The organism is Neobacillus sp. NPDC097160, from assembly GCF_044762155.1.
GTDB lineage: Bacteria > Bacillota > Bacilli > Bacillales > Cytobacillaceae > Neobacillus.
In genome coordinates this window covers 1-24,255 of the sequence record NZ_JBIWDU010000032.1, presented here as the reverse complement: position 1 = coordinate 24,255, position 24,255 = coordinate 1, and the positions used below count along the sequence as shown (strand labels likewise).

The window sequence follows — 24,255 nt, the reverse complement described above, 5'->3', positions numbered from 1 at the left end:
TCTCTTCTTTCCGTTTCTTTTCTTCGGCGCCTCTTTGGCCTTTCTCTTCTTTCCGTTTCTTTTCTTCGGCGCCTCTTTGGCCTTTCTCTTCTTTCTGGTTCTTTTCTTCGGCGCCTCTTTGGCCTTTCTCTTCTTTCTGGTTCTTTTCTTCGGCGCCTCTTTGGCCTTTCTCTTCTTTCCGTTTCTTTTCTTCGGCGCCTATTTGGCCTTTCTCTTCTTTCTGGTTCTTTTCTTCGGCGCCTCTTTGGCCTTTCTCTTCTTTCTGGTTCTTTTCTTCGGTGCCTCTTTGGCCTTTCTCTTCTTTCTGGTTCTTTTCTTCCGGTTCTGTCTTCTTATTAAAAATTCGTATTGCCGAATCGATCAATTGTTCTAAAGGTAACTGCTCGATAAGGGAACTGAGAGAAAACTTCGTCTCAGCCGACGAGGTCTTCTCCGAGTCTTCTTTTCCTTCATCCTTTTCCTGATTTTCTAGTTTCTCTAACTCTTCTTGGATAAACCGCTTCCACTCCAAATCGCCCTCCTGTTTCGAAACCGTCGAAAGTGCTTCCTCATCTACGACCGGATGGGAATTGAGAGTAAACTCCGTCTCAGCCGACGAGGTCTTCTCCGAGTCTTCTTTTCCTTCATCCTTTTCCTGATTTTCTGGTTTCTCTAACTCTTCTTGGATAAACCGCTTCGACTCCAAATCGCCCTCCTGTTTCGAAACCGTCGAAAGTGCTTCTTCATCTGCGACCGGATTAGAATCAGATTCCCTCTGATTATGTCCCATGATTGGAAACCTCCTTTTAAATATATGTTTATGTGAGTTAGCGAATCTGGATTGGGCTGAAGTGGAATTCACGAATTCTAATCCATTACCTATATGATCTAGGGTATTTTTTCATATACTGAACTATTCTTATAAGGAAGGAGTGAAAGTAGAATGAAAAATAGGAACATGGATTTTGGGGATAAAATCTTATTCATTCTGGGCATGAGTTTATGCGGCGTGTTTGTTTTCGTACTAGTGGTGGGCGTTATCGTAGCATTGTTTACATCTAGGTACGGCAAGAAACGAACGGGAACGATTGATTCCGTTCCGATGCAGGATGACGAGGTTGCGACCGTTGAAAGCCGAATCCGACGAGTAGAGTCTGGCTGTAGCGATTCAGTTTCATGATGAAGGCGCAGCAGGAAATGTAGACTCCATTCGGAAAGCAAACCGCATATTCTCACAATTGCGTCTGGAACATCCCGGATGCTCGATAACGAAGCATACCACGGCAACGTTGCGGTTTTGATGGCAAGGGATGCCTCGAATCCGATAGAAAAGAGTGAGCTGGCGAGACGAGGACTGAGGCTTCTCGATGAAGCTGTTGCTTCTTCACCCAGGATACTGCCTCCCGTATGCTCCGCATTTCGGCAGCTTCCCTGTTACCCGATCGATCCTTGTATCCTGTGGAAATAGCCATTGAAGACTATATCCATCTTATTGAGTGGGAACTACGTCAACCGGGCAGTCATTATAAAGACACTTATTATAGAGTGATCTACGAGATTGGTGAAGCGTATCAACGGGTCGATCGTTTTCAGGAAGTGGAGTATTGCAGTGGTATGTTGAACGAGGAAAGAGTCGAGAATGGCTAAATGTAGTATCGTAAGGAGGTGAAACAGTTGTCGAGGGAAAATCAAGAGTTTTCGAGAATTTTTCGCGAAATCAATCGGGGATTTATATACTTTGTCACTAACTACACGACGGCGGTCAAAAACGGAGCAAACGTAGCCGAGCAAGAAATCATTGAAGCTGTAGAAGATCGTGATCAACCATTCGTTATCGTTGCAGGAAAATTATTCGAAGCCGTAAAGAAGGGTGTACAATATGCTGGTGAACAAATGGTCATCTCCGGAGTCGATATCTTCGAACAAATGAAAGCAAAATCGAGAAAAGAATAAGGAAGCCTGTCAGCATATAATTCACTGCTGAGGCCTGCATATTCAAAAGCAATGGCTGACTCTAAGGGATGCGTTTCTCCCTGTAGAGCCAGCCATTTATCAGTTACTCTTCTTTCAGAACCTTATTCTTCTTTGTTCGATTGCTCTTTCGTCATCCCTTGCTGTAAACGGTGTCCGATGATGCTCGGATGGAAATATTCGAGCATCTGAATCCCCGGTTTACGTCCGAAATAAATGAAGTATCTTTTGTAAGGCACCTTATTTTGCAGATTAGGAAAGTGGATCTTGATCGGCCGTTGGAAAAGATCGACCGTTTCCGCTTCGTTCATGAATCCGGAGTCGGCCACCTTTCGGAATGTACGCATTCCGAGTGAGCTGATCGCTTTTCCAATTCCCTCTTGTCCATGCGCAATTTTCTCGAACAAAGCGGGAGGTACATGCTTAGAATATACTAGCGCAATGTTGTGTGACACGACAAATCGACTTTTCTCGCCGATCAAAACCGATTCTCGAATATAGTACGGGCCTCCCGAGGATTTACCCATCAGGTTTGCATCCTCTCCACCTATTTGTTCTTGCCGGATCACCTGTACAATCATTTTCTCGTTCAACAGCAATTCTAGCAAATCCGTTGTTCGTCCATCTGTTACTAATAGAAAGTCAAATATCAATCCGTGTAAAACATCCGACGCCTTTCGCTCAAACTGTGAGTCTATCATACTCTCACCTCCATTAGACAATTGTGCGCGACTCTTTCGACAGTTATTGAAGATTGTTAATGGTACAAGCCGGAATCGCAGAGCCCCTTCCAGAACGCATGAAACTCTTCAATGTTGACTTGCTGCTTCGCGTCGGAGAGAGCGGCCGGGGGATTCGGGTGCACCTCAACCATAATCCCGTCGGCACCAGCGGCAAGCGCTGCCTTTGCACAAGGCAGCAGAATATCTTTCCGCCCGGTAGAATGAGTGACATCCACTAGCACTGGAAGATGGGTCTCCTTCTTTAAGATTGGAACAGCGGAAATATCAAGCGTATTGCGAGTCGCTTTCTCGAAAGTGCGTATACCACGTTCGATTAACATGACCCGGTCATTCCCTTGATGCAGAATATACTCTGCTGCGAGCATAAACTCCTCCAAAGTAGCGGAAAGGCCGCGTTTCAGTAGTATAGGCTTCTTCGTTTGGCCGACGGCTTTCAGCAGGTCGAAGTTCTGCATGTTGCGCGCGCCTATTTGAAAGATATCGATATAACGGGCGGCTGTATCGATTTGAGTGGGACTCATAATTTCGCTGATGGTCACCAATCCGGTTTCATCCGCCACATCCTTCATAATTTTTAATCCCTCTTCACCTAGCCCTTGAAAATCGTAAGGAGAAGTTCTCGGTTTGAACGCCCCGCCGCGTATGACCGTTAAGCCAGCTTTCTTTAAAGCGGAAGCAACCGTTACGAGCTGATCTCTCGATTCGATCGAGCAGGGACCTGCGATCAGCGTATGCGATGAACCACCGATCACCGCTTGCTTAATAGTAATAATCGTATCCTCGCTTTTATGGTGGCGGCTTACGAGAAGAGGTGATTTCTCTTGTTGCAATTTATTGCTCATGATGAATAACCCTTCTTTCAGTCTAATTATGGGGAATCTTCCTAACCAATTATCGTTATGCTTTCGAATTCATTGGATCTATTTCTATGAGCCGTTACTTCGCTTTTTGATATATACAGGCTTTATCGATGGAACGTTACTCATGAGATCGACACGATCGAGCAACGTAATGATTTCAACGGTGACCGGCACTTGAAGTCGAGAAGATAATCGAGAACGGACATTTTCCTCCGACCATTTCCCGGAATCATGCGAATCTAGTAAAATGTGCAACCCCTCTTCCTGCTCTAGCACCTTCCAAGCATCCGGAGCAGGAGACAACGAATATACGGCTTCCTGAATATCCATTGCGTCTAGGACAGTGTTTCCGAAACGGATTCGATCCTTGCTTCTGCCGTAATGAACCAGCTTGGCTCCAGTTCGGCCGCAATCGCATAAAAAGGGCTCTAAAGAAATAATGTCTTCATTAAAGTATCGCAGCAGAGGAGAACCCTGATGGGAAAGCGTCGTGATCGCCGCAAACCCTCTTTCTCCATAAGCGACGGGGCTTGAACCGTCCTCATTCAGTACTTCTACGAAAAAATCTTGTTCTACGATATGCATTGTGCCATACTCGCACATTGTAGCGATATTGGCAGTTTCCGTCGAACCGTACATATTAAATACAGGCACGCTCCACAGCTTTTCTATATGCTTCCTGCGCTTGTCGCTCATTAATTCACCTGCGACGCATATGGCGCGCAGAGCCGGAAAGTCCTTGCTCGGCTCAGAACCGCCGAGACGAGCCGCCTCGGCCAGCAGTTCCATCTCACGCGGGAGTCCCGCCAACACCGTGACAGAAAGATGTTTCATCAGGCTTAACACTCTGGGGTAAGGGGTAACTACAGTACGTCCGCTTGCGGGAACAACCCCAGCTCCTGTCTGCCAAGCTGCATGCTGCATTAAGAATGCAGGCAGCGCCATTGCATAAGGAAAACGGATCAGCACCAGATCTTCAGACGTCAAACGCACGCCGCATTCCTTCAATTGTCTTCCGCCAATCATCAAATCCTTTTGCGTAAACCAGGCAGCGGAGGGCTCCCCGGTCGTGCCGGTCGATTCGTGGTATTGAGCGATTTCCTTCATATCGACGGCGAGGTGACCGAAGAGGCCGGCTTTCCGCAGATCTTCCTTTGTTGTTAACGGAAGTGTCTGGATGTGACTCAATCCAATGCCGTTTAAAGCATAGTTCGATAATTTCCTCTTGTACAGAGGGGAATTTAGAATACGCACATACATCTCCTGAAACTTTCGATCCCTCTCTCTATCGATGTCGGTCATTAAAGCACCTGCCTCTCTCGTTTTTTGTATATAGCTAATTGAATACTCTGATCGCTTTGCCAAACGTACGAGGGATATCGTGTCTGATTACGACTTCGCAATGTATCCCAATCCGATCAGCCATATGCTTTTGAATTTTTGCCACCAATTGCTCGTCACTTAGCTTCGTCCGAAACTTCTCGGCTTCGATTGTGAGCACTCCTTGATCCAGCTTAAGGTGATACCATAAACCTACTTCGGGAATCTCCATGAGAAAGTGCTCGATCAAGAATGGAGAATAGTCTTCGGTGCCCAAGCGCAGCATGTGCTCCATTCGGCCTCTTAGCTGCAAAACATCCATTGTGATTCCGCAATCGCATTTGGATTTTTGCAAGCTGCCAAGATCCCCGGTCCGGTAGCGTACCATCGGCATTCCTTCACGCAACAGTGTCGTCACAACGATTTCTCCCGTTCGACCGTACGGAAGCACTTCCTCCGAAACCGGATCAACGATTTCGACTTTCACATGCCCTTCCATGACGTGATACCCTTTATGCTTACTGCATTCTACACCGACAACTCCGCACTCGGTTGAGCCGTAGAAGAACGAGACTTCGCATCCCCACCACTTTTCCAGCCGTCCCCGGAAGGTGGAGGAGCATCCTTCGCCGGTAAGCCAAATTTTCTTCAGGCGAATATCTTCACCAATTTTTATACCTAACCTCTCGCTTTCTTCTGCTAGGAGTGCTGCGTAAGAAGGGGTTGTAGTAAGGACCGTGGCTTGAAATTCCTTCATTAATTCCAACGACTTATCGATAGGAGCCATGTAACCGCCTTTGCCAAGCGATAGAACCGCCGTACCAAACGCAAATTGAAATAATCGCTGAAATCCAAGGCCGGGCAGCGCAAATTCATAAGGCAACGCAATTGCCGCGACATCATCGTCCGACTCCTTAAACAGCTCCAAATACTTCGGCAGCAGATCGTATACATATTGATCAGCTAATGTGTAAGAGGTATATATTGGCTTACCCGATGTACCGCTAGTTAGGTGAACTTGGCCTATTTCTTTCGGATCGACGCATAATATCTTTTGTTTATCACCTCTAATGACATCTTTCTTCAGCATCGGTACGGAAGCTAATTGTTCTAGACTATCGATTTTAGGCTCTGTGAAACCTGCCTCTTCCAACGTCGAACGGTAGTATTCATTTCGGTTCCACACATGAGCAAGAGTGGCGTTAACAGCTTTTAACTGATAATCTTCTGTTTCTTGATGGGGAATTATTTCAATGGTTTTTCCTTCATCATCCAATTGCTTATAAAATTCCTTAAATTGTTCTAGATGGGATGAATGTTCGTCAATGGAAACTGTCATCTTATGAGTTTGAAACTTCATCTAAATCCTCCATTTGCATGTATTCTTAATACTCTTAGAATCTACGCGGCCTAAACTGCATGTACCAATTGCCCTGAGATTTGATCCATCTCTATTAATTTCTTGCTACAATCTTTTTTGTTGTATTTCCGTTTATCTTTAACCTGCTTCTCTTCCATTTTTTCTGCCAACTTGTCTTCTCTTTTTTTTGCTTTTTCTGCTTTTTTCTCTTCTTTATTTAGCTTTCCATCATTCACCTTCTCCACTCCTACCTTACTCTTTATGAAATGCAAGGAAAGTGATACTTGATTCGGACAAGAACACATTTTATATAAAATGAATTATCCACCCAAACCGTTCATATAAACCATACATATCGTAACTAGCACAAATCGTTTATTTTAGGGAGGGGGTTGATCCGTGTTGTTATTCGGCTTGGAGAATGATCAAGATTTTGAATATCTCAATACACGTCTTCTGATAAGCTGTCCAGCCAGTGGTTCAGATCAGGGCGGACTATTTTTGCTAGACTTTGAAAATAACGCTTTGGAGAGGCTTTACACCGGAAGTTGCTCGGGAATGAAATTGGTTAAGGATCGATTATTCGTAACGTCCGGGAAGGGGGAATTGAAATGGCAAAAAACGACACTCATATGAAGCAATTCGAGGAAGCCAAAGCACTCCATAATAATGGAGTGGACGGAGACAAAAAAGCGGTGATAAAAGCAAACGAGATGCTCTTAAAGCTTCGTGAGGCCGAGCCTGAGAATGCGCTAATTGAGGCCTATTACGGCAGTACTCTCGTTCTATTAGGCCGGGATGCCGTTAAAATTCTGGAAAGAGCGGATAAGGCGCAAGAGGGATTAGACGCATTGAATCGGGCCGTTTTTTTAGACTCAAACCATAAAGAAATTCGGTGGTTGCGCGGGAACATTTGTCTGAGGCTGCCGGAGTCCTTTTTCAATTGCTCGGAAACGGCGATCGAGGACTTCACCTTCCTGCTTGACCACTATAAAGAGAATTCCAACTACCTTACTCCTAAGCAAGTACGCGAAGTACTGCGAAACCTAAGTGCAGCTTACCAAAATGCAGGAAAACCTGACAAAGCAAATTCAGTCTTGCAGCGTCTCGATCAATTGAAACTAAGAAAAAATCATAAGAAAAGGGAGGTAGGAGACCATTGACATTCGATGAGAGACTCGACAAGATTATCTCGCTGTATAAGAAAGGTGCGAGAGGCAATGTAACCGCCGTTCAGGAAGCGCATCAGCTGTTAGAACAGCTGCGACTCGATTATCCGGACCACCCTCATGCGGAAGCTTACCATGGCAGCATCATGCTTTTAATCGCTCGGGATAAAACGACCCCGCTCGAAAGGCTGAAATGGGCGAAAAACGGCTTAAAGCTTCTCGACAAAGCGGTAGCAGCCGCTCCGCACGACAGCAGGATCCGATATCTTCGCGGCAGGTCCGCATACAGGCTGCCAGAGAAGTATTTCCAACGGACGCGGAAGGTAATTGAAGATTATACCTTCCTGATCGATCGGGATTCACTTCAAGAAGGCATACTCGGGGCCAATGACTACACGAAACTAACCTACGAGCTCGGCGAGGCGTATCGCCGAATCGGTCAGAACGAAGATGCGGCCAGATGCTGGACGAAGCTGGAGCAGCAAACTCAGGATCCGGAATTCAGGCAGCTTCTCAGGCTAAAGCTGCAATCCTTGGAAGGCAAACCTTCGGTTGAACACATCCCAGACAACGACAGCATCACATCGATCTTGATTGGAAAAGCCGCTCGCTCCGCCGGCAATATACTCCTCAAATGGGCGGAAAAGAAGATTAACGGTAACAAGAATGAAGAGGAGAAGAAACAAGAAGGAAGAGGAGAAGAAACAAGAAGCTCCCCGTAAGCGTCACAAGAAGAAAATACGACACTAGAGCAAGAATCATCCCCTTACCCGGGTAAATCGCAGGATCAGAAAGGAGGTGATGCAAATGTCAGAACTCATGAAAGGGATCTTCAGGGGAGTAAGGAAAGAGATCGCAAATTTTGCCAATGCTGCTTTGAAAAGCGGCGCTACCCACGTCGGCAAAGAGCTTGCGAATATGGAGCGCGACGATAATCAACCGTTAGGTTTAACTTTCGGAACTGTCACCAATTCCTTGATGACCGGTGTTATATCGACTGGCAAAGACTTAATGAACCAGGGCGTGGAGCGCATAAAGGCAAGCTCCCCACAGGAACAGAATTCGGAAATGTCCGAGGAATCCACGTTGACGAAACAATCGGCGGAAGAGAAATAAAACAGGAGTTCTACGCGGAAAGGCTCAAGCCGTCAATCGGCTGAGGGCCTTTCCCTTTCATCCTCATAAATCCCAATCCCAATCCAGTTCGTTAAGGTAGACGTTCGCAAGGAGAGGAGATATAACCCCCCCTTGGGGTGTGCCGTATTCTAAATGAATGGTTCTGCCTTCTTCTATATAACCAGCTTTAAGCCATTGTTGAATCATATTTAAGACCGTTCGATCTGATACATATTTCTTCAATACGGTCAGAAGTTTGTTATGCGGTATGTTGTCAAAGAATCCTTTAATATCACAGTCATAGATATGATTGTATCCTTGTTCTATGTTCCAATGGATAATCTGCAATGCTCTTTTTACTCCGCGATTGGGCCGATATCCAACCGACCAGCAATGAAACAGTTTATCCTCAAATTTAGGTTGGAGAACATTCACCACACTCTATTGAACTATGCGGTCCTCTATAGTAGGAATACCTAAAGGACGTTTCTTTCCATCTTTCTTAGGAATGTACAGTCTCTTAACGGGTTGTGGTTGATAGGTTTTATTCCTTAGTTTCCCCAAGTAAATTCATGATATTTTCTTCTAATTTCGCTTCGTAGCTTTCGATGGTTTCCCTGTCTATTCCTCCTGCCCCCTTGTTTTCTTTTACCTTTAGAAAACTCTCGGTGAGCTTACGATCAAATAGAAGTTGACCATATACACTGTGTAGTTTAAATTTCCACTCTTGATTCATTTCATATTCCACGCCTTTCCTTGATGTACATTCAAACAGTTTTACCGCAGTAACGTGAATGTTGACATTACATCTTGTTCATGGCTTGGAGCCATAGGTCATTCCCCTTCCGTTCACTCAGGCTATGGTCATAGAGCTACTTCCGTACTATGGGAACCTCTGACTTCTCCACCCGTTCTTTATCACTTCAGATTTCCCTTATAGATAAGAACCCTGCCTGTTGGTAGGGTGGAGATCTCACGGGGTTATCGCATTTTCCTACCAAACATATCCTGCACCATCACAAAATAAGCCACATTCCTCGATCTGACTTCTAGAGGAAATGTCATTGAGTGGGCTTCCTCACTTTTCGAAGAGTCGCCAACTTATCTTATCCTGCCGCCGTACTTCACACTTTTTGCATTAGGGTCTGCCCTTTCGCCTACGGGTCTCTCGACTTTCCACATCTCCTTCAGACAACACCTCGCGATATTGCCCTAGATTAGACTTCCCGAGCTAGGTCAGTCTCCTCGGGGATGGATTTTCACCACCTGGAATTCACTTATCTAACATTCATCCAGTCGTTTCACCAAAGTGACGTCTCTGTCCTGTTAAAGAATGGAAGGACGCTGATTTCATCAGCGCCCAATGCGACTGCCCGTCAAACACAAAGCAGCCCATTGGCTGCTATCCTTTTCATTCTTTAAAGATTTTTATTCCTAAAGGTTCTATCAAGTCTTACGGCTCGTTCAGGGTGGCGGCTTGCCGCAAAAGGAACAGGAACCTACGGAATGTAGGAGATATCCGTACAGTCCGTGGTTATCGGGCCCTTTAATCCTGAAGTGACACGTACAGACTGTTGGAAAGATACCCCTCCCTTTCTTTCAGTCTGTTGTGCTGCCGCCCTTGAAAGAATAAAGTCGATACTTATATTGTAGAACAGGCCAAAGAACAACTACATGGTTTGCTATTTAAAACGCATGTTTATAAAAGAGAACGGATTAAACGGTATGCATTAACTGGCATACAAAGAGAAGATTTTCATGATAAAAAGGCACTTGGAATGTATGAAAAAGTAGTAAAAGAAATTCTAAAGAAAGCAGGTAAATAGCATGGATGAAAAGCAAAATCCATTTAATAACAATAATAAAAATAGCTTTAAAAAGACTAATCCTTTTAATCAAACACTTGTAAATAATGCAGAAGAAAAAGAAATTCCCTACACTTCTAAACAGACTTTTCCACACGAAAAATATAAAACTGTTCGGATCAAACCAGATGATTTTAAATTACTTAGAGAGTACGCATTTATAAATGAAATGACCATGGTTGATGCTATTTCAAAAGCCTTAAAATTATTAACTGACAAATAAAATAAAGGAAAAAACAAGCACATGACACCAGAAGAAAAGAAAGAACAGAACCTTCTAAAAAGGGCTGAAAGAAATAAAGCCAAGATGGCACTAGAAAGACAACAAAAGAGGAAAAACAGGCTAAACGTGCCGAAGTAGAAAGAGAAAAAGCCCGTCGAGAACTACAAGCAATAAATAATACGACTAAAAAAACAGAACAAAGTAAAAAAGTCTGGGAAAAGTTGAAAAGAAGTCTAAGCCAAAAATATGCCAATCAATGCAAAATGAAAGAAAAAGCAAGAAAACAATAACGTGCCCGTAAGAAAAGCTCCTTTCGGAACGTATTCAACGAAGGGGTATGGTAAATAAGGCTGACTCTTAGGGACAGCACTTCCCTTTTGAGTCAGCCTTTTCCACTACTCTTCTTCCGGTTCGTTACTCTGTACTTATTTTTCCCCTTTCCGCGCTTGTTTCTCGAGGTGCTTCTGTTCTTTTGCTTTTGCTTTATCCGCTTTCTTTAATAGCTTTCTTGCTTGCTTCTGCTCTTTCGTTTCTTTGTCACTCATGGTTTATCACCTCCTCTCCTGTTTAAAAGGTTTTGACTAATTAAACACTCGGGTCACTTTGCCGAAAGTACGGGGGATGTCGTGTCTGATTTCGACCTGGCAGTCAATCCCGATCCGATCAGCCATATGCTTTCGGATTTTCTCCGCCAATTGCTCGTCGCTTAATTTCGTCCGAAACGGCTCGGCTTCGATCTTCAGAACTTCGTTATTCAGCTTGAAATAATACCACATGCCCACATCGGGAATTTCCATAAGGAAGTGTTCCAACAAGAACGGGGAATAATCCTCACCATTCAATTGCACATATTTTCCTTTCTGCCTCTCAGCTGCAAAACGTCCATGGTGTTCCCGCAAACGCATCTGGCCTTTTGCAAATAACCGATATCCACGGTTCGGTAACGCACCATCGGCATTCCTTCACGCAGCAGCGTCGTTACGATGATCTCTCCGGTTTTGCCGTACGGAAGCGGCTTCTCCGAAACAGGATCAATAATTTCTACCTTTACATGTCCTTCCATGACGTGATACCCTTTGTGTTCGCTGCATTCAACACTAACACCCCCGCACTCTGTCGAGCCGTAGAAGAATGACACTTCACAGCCCCACCATTTCTCCAGCCGGTCGCGGAAGGTAGAGGAGCACCCTTCACCGGTAAGCCAAATCTTCTTGAGGCGGATATCATCACCTATTTTGATACCATACTTCTCGCTTTCTTCCACCAAAAGTGCTGCATAGGAAGGAGTGGTAGCAAGTACCGTGGCTTGGTATTCCTTCATCAGCTCCAATGACTTATCGACGGGAGCCATGTATCCGCCTTTGCCGAGCGACAGCACCGCCGTTCTGAACGCAAACTGGAACAAACGTTGAAAACCGAGACCGGGCAGTGCAAACTCATACGGCAGCGCAATGGCCGCAACATCCTCGCCCGACTCCTTGAATATTTCCAAATATTTGGGCAGTATATCGTATATATACTGATCAGCTAACGTGTAGGAGGTATAAATCGGCTTCCCCGAAGTTCCGCTTGTAAGGTGAACCTGACCGATTTCTTTCGGATCGACGCATAAGACTTTCTGCTTATCTCCTCGTATAACGTCTTTCTTGAGCAGCGGTACTGAAGCTAATTGCTCCAGGCTTTCGATTTTCGGTTCCGTGAAGCCCGCTTCTTCCAGCTTCGAACGGTAATATTCATTCTTGTCCCAGACATGGGCAAGCGTAGCGTTATTGGCTTTCAACTGATAGTCTTCAATTCTTTACCGAGGCAGCTTTTCAATGGTTCTTCCTTCATCGTCTAATTGCTTAAAAAAACCCTTGAATGGTTCCAGATGGGATGAATGCTCGTCAATGGAAACCATCATCTTATGGGATTGCAATTTCATAAAAACCCTCCTAAGAAGCAATAGCCTGTTCATTTATGGTAAAGTGTGAACAAACTTACTACAATAACCATGTGCCTAAAACCAGTTTCGACGAGAAAATTGTTACAGACGGCTATGTGTGAACATTCCATGGTCACTCCGTATATATAATGTTAGAAAGTCCAGGACCTGGGCGGCTGACTCGCTTACCGTTTTGCCTATCCAATTCTATCAAGATCTCCGGTCGCACCGGAGGCTCGTATGGAGCGGAAATGCCGGTAAACTGCAAGATTTCGCCTGCTCTCGCTTTTTTATATAGTACTTTCGGATCCCGCCTTTCGCATTCGCTAAGCGGGCATTTTACATTAACCTCTATAAACTCTCCTTCATGAATAATAGATCGTGCTATGTTACGATCGCACGATAAGGTAAAATGAACGCCGTAACGGATTCCCGCATCGACAAAAAGCTTTGCCACCTCCGCGATGCTGCGAATATTTTCCCTACGGTCATCCGGACCGAAACTGAGGTCTTTGTTCAAACCGTGGCGGATGTTATCCCCATCCAGAACATAAGAGCGGTAATTCAGGTTTATGTCCAGCGGTCATCTCTTGTAATTTGGGACGGCTGCCACGCTTTCCGACAAGTTTCTGCCCTCCTCCGTAATTACTGTTATGGAATGCACGAATGTAAAGACTTGACTCGGACAAACGTACATTTTTAAATAAATGGGTATTTCATCTAACCTCTATATGGGGATCGCACATATCTTAACAAGTAAATTGGAAATGCAAGGAGAGGATTTATCTGTGTTGCTTTTACGGGTTGGAGAAGTACCCAGATTTTCAATATCGGAGGTCGATAGGAATGGCAGATCAAAGCGTCCATATTAAACAATTCGAGGAAGCCAAAACACTCCATAATAATGGGGTGGACGGAGACAAAAAAGCGGTGATAAAAGCAAACGAGATGCTCTTAAAGCTTCGTGAGGCCGAGCCTGAGAATGCGCTAATTGAAGCCTATTACGGCAGTACTCTCGTTCTTTTAGGCCGGGATGCCGTTAAAATTCTGGAAAGAGCGGATAAGGCGCAAGGGGGATTAGACGCATTGAATCGGGCCGTTTCTTTAGACTCAAACGATAAAGAAATTCGGTTGTTGCGCGGGAACATTTGTCTGAGGCTGCCGGAGTCCTTTTTCCATTGCTCGGAAACGACGATCGAGGACCTCACCTTCCTGCTTGACCACTATAAAGAGAATTCCAACTACCTTACTCCAAAGCAAGTACGCGAAGTACTGCGAAACCTAAGTGCAGCTTACCAAAATGCAGGAAAACCTGACACAGCAAATTCAGTCTTGCAGCGTCTCGATCAAAAATCATAAGAAAAGAGAGGGAGGAGACCATTGACATTCGGCCAAGAATTAATAGCGATAGGACGGAAGCGCATAAAGGCAAGCTCCCCACAGGAACAGAATTCGGAAATGTCCGAGGAATCCACGTGGACGAACCAATCGGCGGAAGAGAAATAAAACAGGAGTTCTACGCGGAAAGGCTCAAGCCGTCAATCGGCTGAGGGCCTTTCCCCTTCAACCTCACTCTATTTCCTTCCGTAGAATATATTGATCTTGGATATCGTTCATTCGCGGCAAGAGATTACGAAATTGGAGAGTGGAAAATTTTGGAAAAAGTATTCGTCAACGGCATTACCATTTGTTATGAATCGATCGGGGAAGGATTTCCTTTGATCGGGCTTACAGGAAAAGACAGCAACATGGACTGGTGGAACCCGGCAATCAAGGCCGCGTTAAGCGAAAGGAACAGCTTCATCATGCTCGATCATCGAGGTACAGGCCGGAGCGATGCTCCGACAGAAGCGTACGACATCTCGGATATGGCCAAGGATGTCATTGGGCTAATGAACGCGCTCGATATCGAAAAGGCACATATTTTAGGCCAATCCATGGGGGGAATGATTGCGCAGGAGCTTGCAATCGAAGTCCCCAGCCGCGTGTCGAAATTAATCTTATGTTCCACGACCTGCGGGGTCAAACGGGTGCCACCTTCTTTTCGGATGATCAAGTGGCTGATGCGAAAGAACGCTGCATATTCCCCGCAAGACACGCTAAATATGCTTTACTCCAAAGCCTATATCCAGGAGAATCCGGACTTGATCGATTCGCTCGTGGAACGGATGCAGATCGCGCCTTCGAACCCTAGAAGCATGGAGATTCATCGTGATGCGAGCAAGAATTTCGATTCGTACCATCGGCTCGGGCGAATTTCGGCACCAACGCTTATTATTCACGGCGAGGATGATTGGGTCTTCAGTCCGAAGCACGCCAAGATTCTGAACCGTCGTATTCCAGGCTCCAAGCTGATTCTATTTCCCCATGCGGGCCACGGTGTCTTTTCACAGGAGCATCGCAAGGTGTTGGAGGAAATCCATCGTTTCGTAGATTGATCGGCATTAACGAAACAAAAAGACGACTCTTATTCATTTTGAATGAGTTGTCGTCTTTTCATTCAGTCCAACATTGCGGCATGTCGTTTGAACTGATCATCCAAAACGAGACATGCCATGGCCTCGACGACCGGCACGATTCTCGGGCAAATGCACGGATCATGCCGGCCTCCTATGCGAATCTGCTGATCTTCTCCTTTAATGTTGATGGTCTTCTGTGGAACAGAACTTGTTTCATACGAAATATCCTGGCATACGGATCCGTCTTTTACATGGCAGAACGCCTGATCTCACACAGCGCCTTAAAGAAGGCCTGATCGATTGCGCAATTGTTCACATGCCCATATACGATTCGCAGTTGGATATCCGGACACTGGCTACATTAGAGGATTCCTTCTTAGGAGGGGCAGCCTATCAAGATTTGGCGAGTCGTACATTATCAACGAGCGAACTGGCGCAGCCGCCTTTCCTTCTATTATCTCCGGGGAGCAGTTCACGGTTATTATTGGAGCAATGGTTTGCGGCCAGGGGTTTCACAGTGAAGCCGGATATAGAGCTGGGAAGTATCGATTTGCTTATAGAGTTTGCGAGTTTAGGTTGCGGGACTGCTTTCATTACCCGCTCCTTCGTGAAGGAGGAGCTTCGAAGCGGTAAGCTAATCGAGTTTCAGTAGGACGATGAGCTCCCCCCTTAGGAGCATCGGCCTCGCTGTCCGCCATGACATCAAGTTGTCGTTTAGCGGCTGATCGTTTCACCCGAATGCTCCTTTCTCAGAGCGAGTAGTTTGCATCAGCTCATTCAATGCGTGGGTTAAGCTATCGTTCAATTTATTATTTCAACGAAAAAGCCTGTAGACCCCTTCCGATGGGAAGGTTTGTCTACAGGCTGGGACAAATGTTAAAACATATTTCTTCCCTGTGTCATTGCTGCCTAAGGCGATCACCGTTTCAGCGTACCGACTGCAGCCAGCTTTGTTCCCCAGCCGCAGCATGTTCAGCTTCGTTCGTTATGATAAGTTCGGCTCCTTAGTTTACAGCTTTTAAAGCGATATCCAACACTTCCTCAATAGAGCGGGTGGAGCGGTTCCGTTTGATCAGCATCACGCCGATCTCCAGCGCGATCCGCTGTGCCCGTTCGCGGGCAGCCACATCTTCGATGTGGTCGATGTCCGCGACGTGGATAAAACCATGGACGCGGCACAACATTATCGCCCCGGCAAATCCGATTGTGTCCTGCAGCAGTCTTGCCACATACAAATCCTGATATCCTCGGGTCTTCGCCATCCGGTCGGCGGCATGCCCGTTCCAAAGCTCGCGGAACTGAAGCTCGAATTGTGACCATAAGTCGTGCACGGTATCCAGCAGGTAGCGGCGGTAATCGGAGCGCTCCAGCGCATCCGTGCTCCAGCCCTCTTGGCCTGAATAGTTCAGCAGCAGATTGGCGATAACCGTCCCGATATCAAAGCCCATCGGACCGTAATAAGCAAATTCGGGATCAATAACCTTCGTAGAATCCGGCTTGATGAAGATATTATCTGTATGCAAATCGCCATGCAGCAGGGCCTGTGCTTTCGTCAGAAATTTCTCCCTCAGCAGCGTGACCTCGAGATGCAGCTCCTTATCCGCCCAAATGCGCTCAACGGCATCACGGATATGAGGCTCGAAGATATTCATCCGGGACTTTGTATAAGGAGCGTATAAGATAAGATCCTCGGTGATATTGCAAAGCTCCGGATTGATGAACGATTTCATCCGCAGTTTCTTCTCCTGTTGGTCCATGGCCAGGTCCGAGGTGAAGAACAACGTCCGCGCCAAGAATGATCCGATATGCCCGACGAACAACGGATAACGGCCCCGCTCCATCAGTCCGCGGCGCATGACGATGTGATCACTCAAATCCTCCATGACCATCAACGCCAAATCCGGATCGTACGCGTATACCTTTGGCGTCAGATCAGGGCAAAGCTCCCCTTGAATGCGCAATGCTTCGTATTCAATGCGTACTCTGTCCAGCGTCAAGGGAACCGATTCGCCGATCACCTTGGCGTAAGGCAGCGCCTGCTTCAGAATTAAGGCTCGCCCTGATGCCGGGTCCGATATATGAAACACATGGTTAAGATTACCGTCGCCGATCTCCCGTGACTTCAGCTGCGCACCATCCGGGAATACATCCTGGATACCGTGTGCATACTCGACCGCTTCCACTTGCGTTAAGGCGTGATAATTTGTCATTTCCGCATCCCTCCGAATACCGATTTCTATTTAGCCTAGCATATATCGAGCACGGGCTGTAGCTGTTCCGTGATGGCAAGGGCGTATTGACGCACCGCAATGCTGGCGGCTTGGCGACAGCCCGCTAAGAAAAAAAGCGTAAACTCGTTAATATATTAATATGCTGAAATATATGAATAGTGATTCTTGATTACCTAATCACTGATATGCTGTAAAAATGGACATTATTTCAAAAAATCCAATGGAGCACGTAACCATACCAAAACAGCAAAAAGAATTACTAACTGAGGAAAATCAATTCGAGGAGCGCAATTACTGGACAAAGGAAGAGGTGAAAAAGTTCCTTTCCATTACAAAAAAGGAAATATCACTTCGGGATCATGTACTTTTTCACCTCTTAATTTACACCGGGGCTAGAAAAGGGGAATTATTAGCGCTAACATGGGATGATATTGATTTTGAGGGTGGCTCTATCCGCTTATGGAAAACCCTGTTCCAAACTGATGGAAAATACCTCTTCCAAACGCCAAAAACAAGGGATTCTAAACGTTTAATTAGTTTAGATAACAAAACCCTTGCCTTGCTTAAAAAGTGGCGTATAAGCCATATGAAAGAGGGTTTTGCTAACGGAATAAAAAATGATGGAAATAACCTTGTTTTTATAAGGGGAGATGGAGCACCATTACGCTTAGCATACCTTAATGAAAAGCTAAATATTTTAATTAAGAAGCATAATCTTCATCAGATAACTATACACGGTTTACGTCATACTCACGCCTCCTTATTATTTGAAGCTGGCGCGAGTATTAAAGAAGTACAAGAGCGGCTAGGTCACACCGATATTCAAATGACAATGAATATATACACCCATGTAACAAACACCCTTAAAGAGCAAACCGCCTCAAAATTCCAAAAGTATATTGAGCTTTGATTGGTGGTCAGATGTGGTCAAAAGCACTTTTTAATAATAAAAAAGACCCCCAACCAAATTGGTTGAGAGCCTTTGAAACGTATAGATTAACGTTTTGAGAACTGAGGTGCACGACGAGCGCCTTTAAGTCCGTATTTTTTACGTTCTTTCATACGTGGATCACGAGTTAATAATCCAGCGCGTTTTAATGTTGGACGATATTCAGGATCGGCTTTAAGTAATGCGCGAGCAATACCGTGGCGGATTGCTCCAGCTTGACCAGTGTATCCACCGCCGCTTACGTTTACAAGAACATCATAGCTGCCTTTTGTTTCAGTAGCTACTAATGGTTGGTTTACAACCATACGTAAAGCTTCAAATGGGATATAATCTTCGATGTCACGTCCGTTAATTGTAATTTTACCTGTACCTGGAACTAAGCGCACACGTGCGACAGAGCTCTTACGACGACCAGTACCAATATATTCAACTTGTGCCAAGTAAATTCCCTCCCTCTTTATTAACCGCGAAGTTCGTAAACTTCAGGTTTTTGTGCTTGGTGCGGATGTTCTGCGCCAGCGTATACGTGTAATTTTTTGAACATTTGACGACCAAGAGAATTCTTTGGAAGCATGCCTTTAACAGCAAGCTCGATCATTTTCTCAGCATAGTTCGTACGCATTTCAAGAGCAGTTCTTTGTTTCAAACCACCTGGGTGCATTGTGTGACGGTAGTAAATCTTGTCAGTTAATTTCTTACCAGTTAGTTCTACTTTAGATGCGTTAAGAATGATTACATTATCACCAGTGTCAACATGTGGTGTAAAAGTTGGTTTGTTTTTACCACGTAAAATTGATGCAACTTCAGATGCAAGACGTCCAAGAGTTTTGCCCTCAGCATCAATCACGTACCATTTACGCTCGATATTATTGGCATTTGCCATAAATGTTGTACGCATGAGTTTCCCTCCTAATTAAATCCATTAAAGATTATGATTTTCGCACCTTTATAAAGCAAGTAGCGATTCATTCTGTTCCGGGAACGACCGACTAATGCCCTAGTGCGCTTAAGTTTCAATTCAAATATTTTCAATCACGATGAAGACTTTCCGGGGCTTTATCGTGGGATTAAAAACACACACATATAATATAATAAATACTTACAGTCCAATTGTCAAGAAGATGTTACACCAGGTCGGGTTGCTTTAATTATTTTCTTCATAATGGACTTCCCAAAGATACAAACCGTTTGCAGGCGCTGTTTTCCCGGCGAATCGCCGATCCTTTTTTTCCAATATCCCAGGGATTTCTTCAGGCTTCATGTCTCCTGAGCCAACTGCTAATAATGTTCCCACAAGAATCCGAACCATATTATACAAAAAGCCATTGCCAACAAAGCGCAGTGTAAGGTAACTATCCTCCATGATAAAATCAATCGTCTCAATCGTACGGATTTTGTCCTTCACTTCGGTCTTTGCTGCGCAAAAACTAGTAAAGTCATGGGTTCCAAGGAAATATTTACTTGCCTCCTTCATCAACCCCAAATTTAAAGGGTATGGATATCGGCAAGCATAATTCCGCTGAAACGGATCCCGGATAGAAGATAAATAAAGCACATAGCGGTATTCCTTCCCAACCGCATCAAAACGGGCATGAAAGGATGCGTCAACGTTGATAACCGCCAAAACGGAAATATCTTCAGGAAGCATGGAATTTAAGGCGGCTTCCCACTTCTCTTCAGGAATCAAAAGCGGGGAGTCAAAGTGAATGACCTGTCCTTTTGCATGGACACCGGCATCCGTTCGTCCGGACCCAGTCACTTTAACCGGATTACCCTTATGCATTTTTGCTAAAACCGCTTCAAGTACTTTTTGAACTGTACGTTTATTTGGCTGTACCTGATACCCGGAAAACCCCGAACCATCATAGGATATGATGCATTTATACCTTTGCATGATTTTGCCGCTCCATTATGAACGTAATAAGAATAAAAGAATTGTTAAAATTGCTAAAACAATTATTTGCAGTGAATCTGCTGTTTTCCAGTTCAATTGCCTGTATTTAGTCCTTCCCTCACCACCGCGATAGCCTCTGGCTTCCATGGCAATCGCAAGCTCTTCAGCCCGTTTAAAGGAGCTGACAAACAAGGGGATGAGAAGCGGAATAACCGCCTTTATACGCTCCTTGAAAGGACCGCTGGAAAACTCAACACCGCGGGCAATTTGTGCCTTCATGATCTTATCTGTTTCCTGCATCAAAGTAGGAATGAACCTTAGTGATATCGACATCATCAACGCCATTTCATGAACAGGAAAACGAATCTTTTTCAAAGGATTCAATAGGGTTTCAAGTCCATCTGTGATCTCAATCGGAGTCGTCGTTAAAGTCAGTAAAGATGTCATTAATATCAAAAAGAAGAATCGTAAGGAGATAAAGATCCCCATCCTAAGTCCCTCTTCATAAATTTTTATCGGACCCAATTCGAATAGAAGAGCACCTTCTTTTGTAAAAAACAGCTGCAGCACAAGTGTAAATAAAACAAGCCATAAAACTGGCTTTAGTCCCCCATACAAAAAGCGAACAGGAATACGGGACATGCCGAGCATATAAAAAGTATAAATTCCGATGAGTGCATAGGTAATCATGTTATTTGCTAGAAAAATAATACAAACAAAAAGGAAGATAATGATTAATTTTGAACGAGGATCCATTTTATGGACCGTTGAATCAGCAGGGACGTAGCGACCAAAAATCATTTTTTCCATCATGAGCGGACACCTCTGTTTAAGGAATCTGTAACAGCGGTAGACAACTCTTCAATTGAAAGATAGATTTTTTCTAACTTCAACCCTGTTTTCTCCTCGAGCTTTAACTGAAATCGTACTACCTCAGGGACATCAAGTCCCATTTGGACCAAATCAGCTGGCGATGAGAAAATTTCTTCCGGTGTTCCTTGTTTTACGACCTTCCCTTGCTGCAAAATGGCGATTTTGTCCGCGTATCTTGCCGCATCCTCCATACTATGTGTAACGAGGATGGTAGAAAGGTTTCTTTCCTTATGGAGCGCATAAAACATATCCATAATCTCTTTACGTCCGCGCGGGTCTAATCCGGCGGTGGGCTCGTCCAGGACAATCACATCGGGCTCCATTGCCAGCACGCCGGCAATCGCTACACGGCGCATTTGTCCACCTGAAAGGTCAAACGGTGATTTTTCTAAAATTTCTTCCGCCAATCCGACTTGTTTCAAGGCGAGACTTGCTCTCTTCTTTGCCTCTGTTTCAGAAACACCAAAATTCATTGGGCCAAAGATAATATCTTTTTCGACTGTTTCTTCAAACAATTGATGTTCAGGAAACTGAAACACAATCCCAACCTTTTGACGCACTTTTTTTAAGTTTTTATTTTTCTGCTGTGATTTGATTTCATGCTCGCCTATTTTCACTGTTCCTTTTGTAGGCTGCAGCAGGGCATTTAGATGTTGTAATACCGTCGACTTGCCAGATCCGGTATGGCCAATGATCGCCATATATGTTCCTGCCGGAATATCAATCGATACATCCTCAATAGCCAGCCGTTCAAAAGGGGTGTTTGCTTGATAACGATACTCTATATGCTGAAGTGAGATGTCCATAGCTCTGTCACCAACTCTTCTTCCGATAAATAATGCTTTGATAGGTCAATCCCTTTTTGCCGGAATGCTTTGCTCATTTTTACTGAGAAAGGAATATCCAATCCTAATTGAATCAATTGCTCATCCATTGAAAAAATTTCCTCTGGTGTTCCCTCGCGAAATACTTCTCCTTTATTCATGACAATGATGCGGTCCGCCTTAGCTGCCTCCTCCAGGTCGTGAGTAATCGAGATGACGGTGAGGGATTTCTCCTCTTTTAAAAGTCTAACCGTCTCTAATACCTCCTCACGTCCTCTTGGGTCAAGCATGGAAGTCGCTTCATCTAGAATAATGATGGAAGGTCTTAACGCTAAAACACCAGCAATGGCTACCCGCTGCTTCTGTCCACCCGAAAGATGGTGGGGCTCTTGATATAGAAATTGGTCCATCTTCACTTTTCTTAATGAATCTTCGACCCGCTGCACCATATCATCCCTGGGTATCCCATTGTTTTCTAGACCAAAAGCCACATCATCCTGTACAGTTGTACCAACAAATTGATTGTCAGGATTCTGAAAAACCATTCCAATCTTCCTGCGAATATCCCATATCGACTCTTCGTTAAGCTGCATGCCACAAATAGAAATATCACCTTGCTGCGGGAATTGCAGACCATTTAGGAGCTTTGCCATCGTAGATTTACCGGAACCATTATGACCGACAATTGCCAGCCATTCCCCGTCATAAATGTCGAAGCTTACGTTATTTAAGGCATACCGTTCCTGTGAATCGTATTGAAAGGACACTCCCTTAAGCGACACAATTGACTCATTCATTGATATTCCTCCTCTCAGCTAATCTCATCTCAACATTTCCTTATATATTCTTTATATATAACTTTACTTTTGATCTTAAGGAAAAACTTTAACTTTTTCTATCAATAATGTCCATTATAACAAAAAAAGCCCGCACCTCGTCCCCGGGCAGCATCGAATAATCTGCGAAAAAAGGGATTTCTATAAAGAAATGGGAGGAGGTGCATGAGCTAGACGAGTCGTAAAAAAGAATACAAGTATTCATTCCGGGAAAGATTAATAACCCTTTCCTAATCGCTCCATTGAAAGGAGTCACGCTCATCATAACACTCGTTTGGCTTGGTTCGTTCGCTATTAAAATTTTCTTTACAGAAAAAGGGCAAAGAACAAGTTTGTTTGTAAACTGTCCAGCGCCCTTGTTGTCTGTTAAAAGGTATTAAACTAACTCGATAATAACCATTGGTGCACCGTCACCGCGGCGTGGTCCAAGTTTCATAATTCGAGTGTATCCACCTTGACGCTCTTGATAACGTGGAGCGATATCAGCGAAAAGTTTTTGAACTGCATCTTGACCATTTTCAGCGTTAGCAACTTCATTACGAACAAATGAAGAAGCTTGACGACGTGCATGTAAATCGCCGCGCTTTCCAAGAGTGATCATTTTTTCAACAGTCACACGAAGTTCTTTCGCGCGAGTTTCTGTTGTTTCGATGCGCTCATTGATAATTAAATCTGTAGTTAAATCACGTAGCATAGCTTTACGCTGTGCACTTGTGCGTCCTAACTTTCTGTATGCCATGAAGGGTTCCCTCCTTTGTTGAAGTCATAAAACGGATTAGCTATACGTTAGACTAGTCGTCTTTACGCAATCCCAATCCAAGCTCTTCTAGTTTTGCCTTCACTTCTTCGAGTGATTTACGGCCTAAGTTACGAACCTTCATCATATCCTCTTCGGTCTTATTAGCTAATTCCTGAACGGTATTGATTCCAGCACGCTTTAAGCAGTTCTATGAAGGACCGGACAGTTCGAGTTCCTCAAGTGGCATGGCTGGCACTTTGTCGGGTGGGTGGTCTTCTTTTTCAATCATAATTTCAGCATTTTGTGCTTCATCGGTTAACCCAACGAAAATATTCAAATGCTCGGTCAAAATTTTCGAACCAAGAGCAATCGCTTCTTTTGGCCCAGTGCTTCCATCTGTCCAAACATCTAGCGTTAGCTTATCATAATTTGTCATTTGACCTACGCGAGTGCTTTCTACTTGATAAGACACACGTGAAACTGGCGTATAAATGGCGTCAATTGGAATCACACCAATTGGTTGATCTTCTCTCTTGTTCTGATCAGCCGGTGTATATCCACGACCACGTCTAGCTGTTAAACGCATGCGAAGATGTCCATTTGAAGCTAATGTTGCAATATGAAGGTCGGGATTTAAAATCTCAACATCACTATCATGGGTAATATTCATTGCCTTGACAGGTCCTTCACCTTGAACATCAATTTCAAGTGTTTTCTCTTCATCAGAGTAGATTTTTAAAGCTAATTTTTTAATGTTTAAAATGATGGATGTTACATCCTCTACGACGCCTTCAATTGTTGAGAACTCATGAAGTACCCCATCGACCTGAATCGATGTAACAGCGGCACCTGGGAGTGAAGAGAGTAGGATACGACGTAAGGAGTTACCCAAAGGGGTACCATATCCACGCTCAAGTGGC

Annotated in this window: 31 protein-coding genes and 3 pseudogenes; 12 read left to right on the top strand and 22 right to left on the bottom strand. The window is 44.6% G+C overall.

Features of this window, described 5'->3' with window-relative positions; all coding sequences use genetic code 11:
* Nucleotides 1-769 (bottom strand): annotated as a pseudogene (locus ACIQXV_RS28370) (hypothetical protein); the annotation flags it as partial.
* 153 nt (nucleotides 770-922) lie between these two features.
* Here ACIQXV_RS28370 and ACIQXV_RS28365 point away from each other — a divergent pair.
* The 3 genes from ACIQXV_RS28365 to ACIQXV_RS28355 all read left to right on the top strand — a co-directional run bounded on the left by ACIQXV_RS28365 (nucleotide 923) and on the right by ACIQXV_RS28355 (nucleotide 1,932).
* Entirely contained in the window at nucleotides 923-1,159 is a 237-nt protein-coding gene (locus tag ACIQXV_RS28365) for a hypothetical protein (protein ID WP_402965309.1), read from the top strand.
* 227 nt (nucleotides 1,160-1,386) lie between these two features.
* Nucleotides 1,387-1,626: a hypothetical protein gene (locus ACIQXV_RS28360; protein WP_402965306.1), complete on the top strand. Its 240-nt coding sequence runs from the start codon at nucleotides 1,387-1,389 to the stop codon at nucleotides 1,624-1,626.
* 27 nt (nucleotides 1,627-1,653) lie between these two features.
* Nucleotides 1,654-1,932 (top strand): hypothetical protein, encoded by a 279-nt coding sequence (locus ACIQXV_RS28355; RefSeq protein WP_402965303.1) that lies wholly within the window; start codon nucleotides 1,654-1,656, stop codon nucleotides 1,930-1,932.
* Between the two features lie 122 nt (nucleotides 1,933-2,054).
* Here the strand turns inward: ACIQXV_RS28355 and ACIQXV_RS28350 are convergent, their stop codons facing one another.
* The 5 genes and pseudogenes from ACIQXV_RS28350 to ACIQXV_RS28330 all read right to left on the bottom strand — a co-directional run bounded on the left by ACIQXV_RS28350 (nucleotide 2,055) and on the right by ACIQXV_RS28330 (nucleotide 6,469).
* The gene (locus tag ACIQXV_RS28350; RefSeq protein WP_402965301.1) at nucleotides 2,055-2,651 is read right to left on the bottom strand and encodes a 4-hydroxybenzoate synthetase; all 597 of its coding nucleotides are present in this window, start codon (nucleotides 2,649-2,651) and stop codon (nucleotides 2,055-2,057) included.
* Nucleotides 2,652-2,707: 56 nt separating this feature from the next.
* Nucleotides 2,708-3,595 (bottom strand): annotated as a pseudogene (locus ACIQXV_RS28345) (bifunctional 3-deoxy-7-phosphoheptulonate synthase/chorismate mutase); the annotation flags it as partial.
* A 24-nt stretch (nucleotides 3,596-3,619) separates the two neighbouring features.
* On the bottom strand, nucleotides 3,620-4,855 hold the full coding sequence (locus ACIQXV_RS28340; RefSeq protein ID WP_402965298.1) for a phenylacetate--CoA ligase family protein: 1,236 nt from the start codon (nucleotides 4,853-4,855) through the stop codon (nucleotides 3,620-3,622).
* Between the two features lie 34 nt (nucleotides 4,856-4,889).
* A complete protein-coding gene (locus ACIQXV_RS28335) occupies nucleotides 4,890-6,233 on the bottom strand; it encodes a phenylacetate--CoA ligase family protein (protein ID WP_402965295.1) in 1,344 nt (447 codons plus the stop codon).
* Between the two features lie 50 nt (nucleotides 6,234-6,283).
* Entirely contained in the window at nucleotides 6,284-6,469 is a 186-nt protein-coding gene (locus ACIQXV_RS28330; RefSeq protein WP_402965293.1) for a hypothetical protein, read from the bottom strand.
* Nucleotides 6,470-6,844: 375 nt separating this feature from the next.
* On the opposite strand from ACIQXV_RS28330, the gene ACIQXV_RS28325 reads away from it, so the two are divergent.
* The 3 genes from ACIQXV_RS28325 to ACIQXV_RS28315 all read left to right on the top strand — a co-directional run bounded on the left by ACIQXV_RS28325 (nucleotide 6,845) and on the right by ACIQXV_RS28315 (nucleotide 8,518).
* A complete protein-coding gene (locus tag ACIQXV_RS28325; protein WP_402965290.1) occupies nucleotides 6,845-7,396 on the top strand; it encodes a tetratricopeptide repeat protein in 552 nt (183 codons plus the stop codon).
* Nucleotides 7,393-8,124, top strand: a complete 732-nt coding sequence (locus ACIQXV_RS28320) for a tetratricopeptide repeat protein (protein WP_402965287.1) — start codon at nucleotides 7,393-7,395, stop codon at nucleotides 8,122-8,124. The genes ACIQXV_RS28325 and ACIQXV_RS28320 overlap by 4 nt, the downstream gene beginning before the upstream one ends.
* Nucleotides 8,125-8,209: 85 nt before the next feature.
* Complete coding sequence (locus ACIQXV_RS28315; protein WP_402965285.1) at nucleotides 8,210-8,518, top strand: hypothetical protein; 309 nt, start codon at nucleotides 8,210-8,212, stop codon at nucleotides 8,516-8,518.
* A gap of 63 nt (nucleotides 8,519-8,581) precedes the next feature.
* On the opposite strand, the gene ACIQXV_RS28310 is transcribed toward ACIQXV_RS28315, so the two are convergent.
* Nucleotides 8,582-8,953 (bottom strand): reverse transcriptase domain-containing protein, encoded by a 372-nt coding sequence (locus ACIQXV_RS28310; protein WP_402965282.1) that lies wholly within the window; start codon nucleotides 8,951-8,953, stop codon nucleotides 8,582-8,584.
* Between the two features lie 109 nt (nucleotides 8,954-9,062).
* A complete protein-coding gene (locus ACIQXV_RS28305; protein ID WP_402965279.1) occupies nucleotides 9,063-9,254 on the bottom strand; it encodes a hypothetical protein in 192 nt (63 codons plus the stop codon).
* Between the two features lie 1,091 nt (nucleotides 9,255-10,345).
* On the opposite strand from ACIQXV_RS28305, the gene ACIQXV_RS28300 reads away from it, so the two are divergent.
* Nucleotides 10,346-10,606: a hypothetical protein gene (locus ACIQXV_RS28300; RefSeq protein WP_402965277.1), complete on the top strand. Its 261-nt coding sequence runs from the start codon at nucleotides 10,346-10,348 to the stop codon at nucleotides 10,604-10,606.
* Between the two features lie 581 nt (nucleotides 10,607-11,187).
* Here ACIQXV_RS28300 and ACIQXV_RS28295 read toward each other — a convergent pair.
* The 4 genes from ACIQXV_RS28295 to ACIQXV_RS28280 form a co-directional block, all read right to left on the bottom strand.
* The gene (locus ACIQXV_RS28295) at nucleotides 11,188-11,448 is read right to left on the bottom strand and encodes an acyl-CoA synthetase family protein (protein WP_402965274.1); all 261 of its coding nucleotides are present in this window, start codon (nucleotides 11,446-11,448) and stop codon (nucleotides 11,188-11,190) included.
* A complete protein-coding gene (locus ACIQXV_RS28290; protein WP_402965271.1) occupies nucleotides 11,445-12,386 on the bottom strand; it encodes a phenylacetate--CoA ligase family protein in 942 nt (313 codons plus the stop codon). Before ACIQXV_RS28290 ends, ACIQXV_RS28295 begins: the two co-directional genes overlap by 4 nt.
* Before the next feature lie 18 nt (nucleotides 12,387-12,404).
* The gene (locus ACIQXV_RS28285; RefSeq protein ID WP_402965269.1) at nucleotides 12,405-12,530 is read right to left on the bottom strand and encodes a hypothetical protein; all 126 of its coding nucleotides are present in this window, start codon (nucleotides 12,528-12,530) and stop codon (nucleotides 12,405-12,407) included.
* A 133-nt stretch (nucleotides 12,531-12,663) separates the two neighbouring features.
* Nucleotides 12,664-13,050, bottom strand: coding sequence for an adenylyl-sulfate kinase (locus tag ACIQXV_RS28280; protein WP_402965266.1), 387 nt, complete (start codon nucleotides 13,048-13,050; stop codon nucleotides 12,664-12,666).
* 326 nt (nucleotides 13,051-13,376) lie between these two features.
* Between ACIQXV_RS28280 and ACIQXV_RS28275 the strand changes: the two genes are divergently transcribed.
* From ACIQXV_RS28275 to ACIQXV_RS28265, 3 genes are all read left to right on the top strand, one after another.
* Nucleotides 13,377-13,889, top strand: coding sequence for a tetratricopeptide repeat protein (locus ACIQXV_RS28275; RefSeq protein ID WP_402965263.1), 513 nt, complete (start codon nucleotides 13,377-13,379; stop codon nucleotides 13,887-13,889).
* Nucleotides 13,890-13,910: 21 nt separating this feature from the next.
* Nucleotides 13,911-14,036 (top strand): hypothetical protein, encoded by a 126-nt coding sequence (locus tag ACIQXV_RS28270; RefSeq protein WP_402965261.1) that lies wholly within the window; start codon nucleotides 13,911-13,913, stop codon nucleotides 14,034-14,036.
* 149 nt (nucleotides 14,037-14,185) lie between these two features.
* Nucleotides 14,186-14,968, top strand: coding sequence for an alpha/beta fold hydrolase (locus ACIQXV_RS28265; RefSeq protein WP_402965258.1), 783 nt, complete (start codon nucleotides 14,186-14,188; stop codon nucleotides 14,966-14,968).
* A 62-nt stretch (nucleotides 14,969-15,030) separates the two neighbouring features.
* Here ACIQXV_RS28265 and ACIQXV_RS28260 read toward each other — a convergent pair whose 3' ends face one another.
* The gene (locus ACIQXV_RS28260; protein WP_402965351.1) at nucleotides 15,031-15,144 is read right to left on the bottom strand and encodes a chorismate synthase; all 114 of its coding nucleotides are present in this window, start codon (nucleotides 15,142-15,144) and stop codon (nucleotides 15,031-15,033) included.
* Between the two features lie 41 nt (nucleotides 15,145-15,185).
* Between ACIQXV_RS28260 and ACIQXV_RS28255 the strand changes: the two genes are divergently transcribed.
* Entirely contained in the window at nucleotides 15,186-15,641 is a 456-nt protein-coding gene (locus ACIQXV_RS28255) for a LysR family transcriptional regulator substrate-binding protein (protein WP_402965255.1), read from the top strand.
* A 352-nt stretch (nucleotides 15,642-15,993) separates the two neighbouring features.
* Here the strand turns inward: ACIQXV_RS28255 and mtnK are convergent, their stop codons facing one another.
* Nucleotides 15,994-17,199 carry an S-methyl-5-thioribose kinase gene (gene mtnK / locus ACIQXV_RS28250; RefSeq protein ID WP_402965253.1) on the bottom strand — a complete coding sequence of 402 codons (1,206 nt, stop codon included), beginning with the start codon at nucleotides 17,197-17,199 and terminating at the stop codon, nucleotides 15,994-15,996.
* Nucleotides 17,200-17,530: 331 nt separating this feature from the next.
* Here mtnK and ACIQXV_RS28245 point away from each other — a divergent pair, with 331 nt between their 5' ends.
* Complete coding sequence (locus ACIQXV_RS28245; RefSeq protein WP_402965250.1) at nucleotides 17,531-18,130, top strand: site-specific integrase; 600 nt, start codon at nucleotides 17,531-17,533, stop codon at nucleotides 18,128-18,130.
* Between the two features lie 86 nt (nucleotides 18,131-18,216).
* Here ACIQXV_RS28245 and rpsI read toward each other — a convergent pair whose 3' ends face one another.
* The 8 genes and pseudogenes from rpsI to ACIQXV_RS28205 form a co-directional block, all read right to left on the bottom strand.
* Entirely contained in the window at nucleotides 18,217-18,609 is a 393-nt protein-coding gene (gene rpsI / locus ACIQXV_RS28240) for a 30S ribosomal protein S9 (RefSeq protein ID WP_402965247.1), read from the bottom strand.
* Nucleotides 18,610-18,629: 20 nt separating this feature from the next.
* Nucleotides 18,630-19,067, bottom strand: coding sequence for a 50S ribosomal protein L13 (gene rplM, locus ACIQXV_RS28235; RefSeq protein WP_402965244.1), 438 nt, complete (start codon nucleotides 19,065-19,067; stop codon nucleotides 18,630-18,632).
* A 246-nt stretch (nucleotides 19,068-19,313) separates the two neighbouring features.
* Nucleotides 19,314-20,063: a tRNA pseudouridine(38-40) synthase TruA gene (truA, locus tag ACIQXV_RS28230; RefSeq protein WP_402965242.1), complete on the bottom strand. Its 750-nt coding sequence runs from the start codon at nucleotides 20,061-20,063 to the stop codon at nucleotides 19,314-19,316.
* Between the two features lie 15 nt (nucleotides 20,064-20,078).
* Nucleotides 20,079-20,876, bottom strand: a complete 798-nt coding sequence (locus tag ACIQXV_RS28225; protein WP_402965239.1) for an energy-coupling factor transporter transmembrane component T family protein — start codon at nucleotides 20,874-20,876, stop codon at nucleotides 20,079-20,081.
* Complete coding sequence (locus ACIQXV_RS28220; RefSeq protein ID WP_402965236.1) at nucleotides 20,873-21,742, bottom strand: energy-coupling factor ABC transporter ATP-binding protein; 870 nt, start codon at nucleotides 21,740-21,742, stop codon at nucleotides 20,873-20,875. Before ACIQXV_RS28220 ends, ACIQXV_RS28225 begins: the two co-directional genes overlap by 4 nt.
* Nucleotides 21,718-22,557, bottom strand: coding sequence for an energy-coupling factor ABC transporter ATP-binding protein (locus tag ACIQXV_RS28215; RefSeq protein ID WP_402965234.1), 840 nt, complete (start codon nucleotides 22,555-22,557; stop codon nucleotides 21,718-21,720). The genes ACIQXV_RS28220 and ACIQXV_RS28215 overlap by 25 nt, the downstream gene beginning before the upstream one ends.
* 415 nt (nucleotides 22,558-22,972) lie before the next feature.
* Nucleotides 22,973-23,335: a 50S ribosomal protein L17 gene (rplQ, locus tag ACIQXV_RS28210; RefSeq protein WP_402965231.1), complete on the bottom strand. Its 363-nt coding sequence runs from the start codon at nucleotides 23,333-23,335 to the stop codon at nucleotides 22,973-22,975.
* A gap of 52 nt (nucleotides 23,336-23,387) precedes the next feature.
* Nucleotides 23,388-24,255: pseudogene (locus ACIQXV_RS28205) on the bottom strand (DNA-directed RNA polymerase subunit alpha); the annotation flags it as partial.